General features: G+C 40.9%; 5 protein-coding genes and 1 pseudogene. 3 read left to right on the top strand and 3 right to left on the bottom strand.

Features of this window, described 5'->3' with window-relative positions:
* The 3 genes and pseudogenes from QZ138_RS10920 to QZ138_RS10930 form a co-directional block, all read left to right on the top strand.
* Positions 1-168, top strand: a pseudogene (locus QZ138_RS10920) (phosphoribosyl-AMP cyclohydrolase); the annotation flags it as partial.
* A gap of 1 nt (position 169) precedes the next feature.
* Complete coding sequence (locus QZ138_RS10925; RefSeq protein ID WP_292889054.1) at positions 170-2,014, top strand: PINc/VapC family ATPase; 1,845 nt, start codon at positions 170-172, stop codon at positions 2,012-2,014.
* Positions 2,015-2,019: 5 nt separating this feature from the next.
* Positions 2,020-2,769, top strand: a complete 750-nt coding sequence (locus QZ138_RS10930) for a sugar phosphate isomerase/epimerase (protein ID WP_292889055.1) — start codon at positions 2,020-2,022, stop codon at positions 2,767-2,769.
* Here the strand turns inward: QZ138_RS10930 and QZ138_RS10935 are convergent.
* From QZ138_RS10935 to QZ138_RS10945, 3 genes are read right to left on the bottom strand one after another with little or no spacing between them, the layout of a single operon-like run.
* Positions 2,766-5,084 carry a DEAD/DEAH box helicase gene (locus tag QZ138_RS10935; protein WP_292889056.1) on the bottom strand — a complete coding sequence of 773 codons (2,319 nt, stop codon included), beginning with the start codon at positions 5,082-5,084 and terminating at the stop codon, positions 2,766-2,768. The genes QZ138_RS10930 and QZ138_RS10935 overlap by 4 nt on opposite strands.
* Positions 5,085-5,143: 59 nt before the next feature.
* Entirely contained in the window at positions 5,144-5,371 is a 228-nt protein-coding gene (locus tag QZ138_RS10940; RefSeq protein WP_292889057.1) for a hypothetical protein, read from the bottom strand.
* A gap of 44 nt (positions 5,372-5,415) precedes the next feature.
* On the bottom strand, positions 5,416-6,267 hold the full coding sequence (locus tag QZ138_RS10945; RefSeq protein ID WP_292889058.1) for a hypothetical protein: 852 nt from the start codon (positions 6,265-6,267) through the stop codon (positions 5,416-5,418).
* Positions 6,268-6,307: the final 40 nt, after the last annotated feature.

Below are 6,307 nucleotides of genomic sequence, written 5' to 3' on the forward strand. Positions count from 1 at the left end.
GCAATCATCTTAAAAATCAGCCAGACCGGTGCGGCATGCCATGAAGGTTATCGCTCATGCTTTTTTAGGAAACTGAACACCCAGCATAAGATAGATATTGAAAACCTGAATGACGATGATTTGGACATCATCCTGGAAAGAATAATAAACCCGGAAGACGTGTATTAAAATGGAACGCATAATACCGGACACAAGCGCCGTCATCATAGGTGCAATTTCCGAGATTATAGAAAAGGGAGAACTTGACTATCCGGAAATCATTGTGCCTGAAGCGGTGGTTTGTGAACTTGAACATCAGGCCAATGCAAACAGGGCAGAAGGCCATAGGGGATTGAAGGAACTTCAGAAACTGCAAAAACTCCAGGATGAAGACAAACTGGCAGTCAGTTTTAAAGGAAAAAGGCCTACAAATTACGACATCAGATATGCAAAAAGTGGCGAGATAGACAGCATCATCCGAGACCTTGCAAGAAGCGAAATGGGAATACTCGTAACCAACGACAAGGTGCAGGCGGAAGTTGCAAAATCCCAGGGAATTCCTGTTTATTTCCACGAGCAGGAATACGAGATAAAGCCCCTTTCGATTGAAAAATACTTTGACGACGAAACAATGTCAGTGCATCTAAAGGAAAACGTTGTGCCGATGGCAAAAAAGGGAACACCTGGACACATCGACTTTGTCATACTGAATGAAAAGCGCTACACCTACAGGCAGCTCAAGGAGATTATGGATGAAATCCTTGACAAGGCAAAAAGCGACCCAAAAACATATCTGGAAAGCGACAAGGAAGGATCATTTGTCGTGCAGTCACGGGAATACAGAATTTCAATAGCCTATCCCCCATTTTCTGAAGCTCTGGAAATCACTGCAGTCAGACCTGTTGCAAATATCGATTTGAAGGAATATCACTTATCCGATAAACTTCTAGAAAGAATCAGAACAAACGCCGAAGGTATTCTGATATCAGGATCTCCAGGTGCGGGAAAATCAACATTCGTACAGGCAATCGGAAAATACTACTCATCAAAACTGAATAAGGTCGTGAAGACCATGGAATCACCAAGGGACCTGCAGTTGCCCGACGAGATAACCCAGTATGCGCCACTGGAGGGGAGCATGGAAAATACCGCTGATGTGCTGCTGCTTGTAAGGCCGGATTACACAATCTATGACGAGCTCAGGAAAAACACCGATTTCAACATCTTTGCAGACATGAGGCTGGCCGGTGTCGGAATGATTGGAGTTGTCCATGCAACACGTCCGATTGACGCAATTCAAAGAATAGCTTCAAGGGTTGAGCTTGGAGTAATCCCATCAATCGTTGATACAAGCATCTACATTGAAAACGGTAAGGTAACAAGCGTATATGAGACAAAGATGACTGTAAAGGTTCCGACCGGCATGAAGGAGGCGGACCTTGCAAGGCCGGTGATTGAAGTGAGGGACTTTGAAACCGGAGAGCTTAAAAACGAAATCTACACTTACGGTGAGCAGACCATTGTAATGGATATCGACCTGGTGAACGGCTCCGGCGGCGAAGAGAACCATAAGTCTTCAGTCGACAGAATCGCCGAGCAGGAAATTTTAAGAAAGGTCAAAAAGCTTGTCCCCAAAAAAGCGAGGGTTGAGGTCGAAGTCATTTCACCTGAAAGGGCCAACATCTATATCCCTGAAGAGTTTGTGCCAAAAATCATCGGCAAAAACGGAAAAAGGATTGCCGAGATTGAGGAAAGCATTGGAATCAGCCTGGGCGTTGAAGTAATTGAAGCAAAGCCAATCAATAAGGCACCATTTGAAGTAGACATACTGCACACCAAAAAGCAGCTGATTCTGGAACTTGGAAAGGACAACGGCCGCAAAAACTTCGACATTATGATTGACGGAGAATACCTGCTGACCGCAACAACCTCCAAAAAGGGAGAGATAAAAATCAAAAGAGGAATAGAATTATCTGACTTTCTTATAGAAGCCATTGAGATGGGCTTGAAGATTACAGCCATTCAAAAAATGTGATTAATATGAAAATTGGAGCATCTACACTAGCAGGAATCGAAAACGATTTGGAAAATGTTTTGGAATTCATTGAAGATTTAGGCATTGAATATGCCGAGATTGTCCACCAATATCCTCACGATAAAATAGATATCAGCACATTGGAGAACTTCAATTTGAAATATTCCGTCCATGCACCTTTCATGGACGTCAATATCGCAGCGCTTCAGGAAAAAAGCCGACTGAATTCCATCAGTCAAATCAAGGAATCCATTGATTTTGCCAATGAGATAAATGCGGAAGCCGTAGTTGTCCATCCCGGACTGGCCACATTTCTGGCAAACAAATACTTTTTGGACAGAGTCTATGAATTTGCAAATGAATCAATTAAGGAAATCGGCGATTACGGACGTGATTTGGGCGTCCTGACCACAATCGAAAACATGCCCGGCTTTGACGGCATGCTTTATCAGAACATGAATGACCTGAATGATCTTCTCGTTTCACTGGACATGTCCATGACACTTGACATCGGCCATGCCAACCATGTGGGATATTCTCCGGACGGGATGATTTTTGATTCGATTAAACACATACATATGCATGATAATTTTGGTGATGATGATGCACACCTATCATTTGGTGAAGGCTCTATTGATTTAAAAGGCATAGTCAATAGGCTAGAAGAAAAAAATTATGATGGCATCTACATCATTGAGGTAAATGATACCGATTCTATCAAAAAAAGTTATGAATATATGAAAAGGAACTTCTAGAGAAGTCTCTTTTCCTTAATTTCCTTTTCGAAATACAGGTATTTGGAGTCCATTACCTTTCTAATCTCTTTAGCTGTTTTTTTACCGATTCCCTCAACTTCCTGCAACTCATTTTCAGAAGCATTGAATACCTTTGACACGGTACCGAAGTGCTTCAGCAAGTTTTTGGCATTGACCGGACCGATATTCGGCAGGGATTCAACAATGAACAGCTGCTGTTCCATAAGGCTGACCGGTTTTTTATCTGTACGAATATTAATGGAAGTTTTCTCGCCGGTCTGCTCACGTATTGCAATTCTCTTTATCATTGCGGCAGTGTCCTGAGCGTTTCTTGTAGGAAGTATGCTTATTCCAAAATCAATCGCTATTGAGGCCATTGTACCCCTTATCGCATTAGGATGGATAAATCCTGCGTACAAATCATCCCCCTCAAGAATCATAATCGGATGCTTGAACTCTTCAGACAATTCCTTGGCCTGCTTGAATAATCTTTTGTCAACGATTGAGTCGACAAAGTCCTTTGCGGTTTTTCTCTCGATGGCAACCTCATCACTTACCTGATAATCCGCAACCGCCATGGACCTGACCTTAACATCGATTTCCATTTCGGTCAAATGTCTGATTACCTTTGAATTTCCTTCACGGGAGTCCGCATAGACAATCGGAAAATCATTTTCCTCTTTAGGCTTTTCAATGACCTTGACATGCTTCTGATTTTCCATCCTCTCAAGAGCGGATGCATTCAACTCTTCCAAAACAACAGGATCAATCAGCTGGTTCTTCATCTGGTCTTCTTTTCTCAGGCTTGACCAATAATAGGCCTCATCACGAGTTCCTTCAGTGATCAATACTTTAACACGGCCTGTCCTTTTACGTCCTGTTCTTCCACGCCTTTGTATCATACGGACTTCAGATGGAACCGGCTCATACAACACCACCAAATCAACGGCAGGAATGTCAATGCCTTCTTCAGCCACACTGGTTGATAATAACACATCATATTCCCCCATTCTGAATGACTTGATAATGGCCTTTTGCTCCTTTTGGGTAAGGCCCTTTTCACCATCCTTTGATGCCTGGCCAAAGAATTTGGCTGATTTTATTCCTTCCTTTTCAAGCTTCTGATGAATCATCTCAAGGGTATCACGATATTGAGTGAATACAATGATTTTTGAAGCACCCTCATCACTCCTATCATCAAAACGTGTGGTCTTGAGTTTGGTTTGGCCATCATCCCCCAGTTCCTTTTTTAGGATTTTAGTCACTTCACGCAACTTGGGATGTTCCCATCCATGCTTCTCAGCCTGTTTCGCCAGCCTGACTGCACGACCGAAATTATCATCCGCCATCAGGGATTTAGCAGCCTTTGTCTGCTTTTTGCGCAATCTTGCAACATACTTGTTGAATGTCTGGACACCCTGGGTCTCAATCAGTTCCTGGGCATGCTGAACATTGATGACTGCGGTCAAAATAGAAATGGCACGGAACATTTCCTTATCAGGATTTGCCGAACGGGCGATTTCGCCCTGAACCCTTCCCCTTGCCTTCAGGATATCAACTTTACCAACGGAAACTGTTTTAATGATGCCCATATTCTTTAAAGCCTTAAGCCTTACCTTCAATGCCTTGTCAATGCATTCCTTGATTTTTGCAAGCTCCGAACTCATCTTGACCTTGACCCAATCGATGCCGACAGGGTTGAAATAAGGTTTGACATCAGCGTCATCTTCGGTTTTGACGACAATATTCTGAATGTAGAGATTTTCGCACACTTCCTTGATTTTATACTTGTCAGAACCCGGAGAAGCGGTCAATCCCAAAATAAGATTAAAGTTGGATTCCTGAACATAACGTGATGCCAGGTAAACGTAGGAATAGGATCCGACACCGTGATGGCATTCGTCAAAAACGATTAATGAGACATTGCTCAAATCATATCTGCCATTCAGCAAATCGGATTCGACGGTTTGAGGTGTTGCTGATATGATTCTTGACTCTTCCCATCTTTTAACCCTTTCATCAGTTTTGACAGCACCTGTGATTGAGGTGCAGGGCAGTGTGATGAATTCCTTGAAACTTTCCTCATGCTGGATGGCCAATGGCTTTGACGGTGCAAGAACGAGAACCTTTGAGTTTTTAACTTTATTTAATCTGTCTGCAGCTACAAGAATGGCCACAATTGTCTTACCTAACGCAGTAGGTGCAACAACCATAGTATTTCCTTTTTTTAATACGTCTCCTGCAAGAATCTGCTGGTATAATCTTGATTCTATTGCATCTTTTTTGAGTAAAGGATGATTTATGTAGCTTGCCATACTATCATATTAATTTCACTTCATATTAAAAGGTTAAGAGAGCATTTGCAAACTAATCATTATAGCTGTTTAACTCTTTCAAGGCTAAGACCAGAAACTCTGGAAATCTCTTCATCAGCTATGACTCCCCTAAGATTTTTTGCAACTTCTTCCTTGCCTTCTTTCCTACCTACTTTCTTACCTTCTTTCCTACCCTCTTCTATAGCGTCAAGTTTTGCCTCAAATAGAGATTTTCTTTGCACTTCACCAATTACCTGAGAAATTAATTTTTCCACTTCAGGATTCATATCTGCCACCCCCGTTAGATAAGAGAACACTTGCAAAGTAATCATTATAGCTGTTTAACTCTTTCAAGACTGAGTCCAGAAATCCTGGAAATCTCTTCATCATCCATCAAATCCTTAAGATTTTTTGCAATTTCTTCTTTACCTTCTTTCATACCATCAATTCTTGCTTCATGTACAGATTTTCTGTGCACTTCACTAATTGCTTGAGAAATTAATTTTTCCGCCTGTGGAGTCATATCTACCACCTCAGTTATTTTAGATTGTTCCTCTTTGGAAATCAAATTTTCAATTTCCATCTGAATTATAGCTTGAACATATTCGAATCTTGTTTTATCAAACAATTCTTTATTTTTTAGCAATTTAGAAATCTTATCAAGCATATGGGCTTTTTTCTTACACTCCGGTATGAGACATGTAAGCAATACCACAATTTCTTCAAAGACTGTTAATTTAAGGTTTGATTCAACTTTTATATTAATATTTCGCCAATATCCTGCATAATCTATATCACCCAGATATACATAATCGGGATTGAAACATTTGGACCTGCCAATTATCCTGATTTTTTCTGAAAACTTTTTAGAAGTGAAATTGATTACGATTGTTTCTGTCAATGCCCCGTGCGTAACCTGTGTGACAATGTTATAGTCAAAAAACCTATCCAAATCGTTAGGTCTTGCTTTTGGAAATTGAAACTCGACATGGCACAAGGTACCATCATCCAACAAACACAAGAAGTCCAAATAGAATTTAATACCCTTTAATGTAACAAATTCCGTCTTCAACACTTCTTTAATGTTTTTGTTAATGCCGATGAACCTTAAAAACCCTTCCCCATACACAAGTATGATAATCTTCAAAATCACGTCGTATATATCATGAATATTGCGACCCATATTTTCACCAATGTATGTTAAATAACATTACAAAAACTTT

The sequence above is a fragment of the Methanobrevibacter sp. UBA212 genome, from assembly GCF_905233225.1.
In the GTDB taxonomy this organism is placed as follows: Archaea; Methanobacteriota; Methanobacteria; order Methanobacteriales; family Methanobacteriaceae; genus Methanocatella.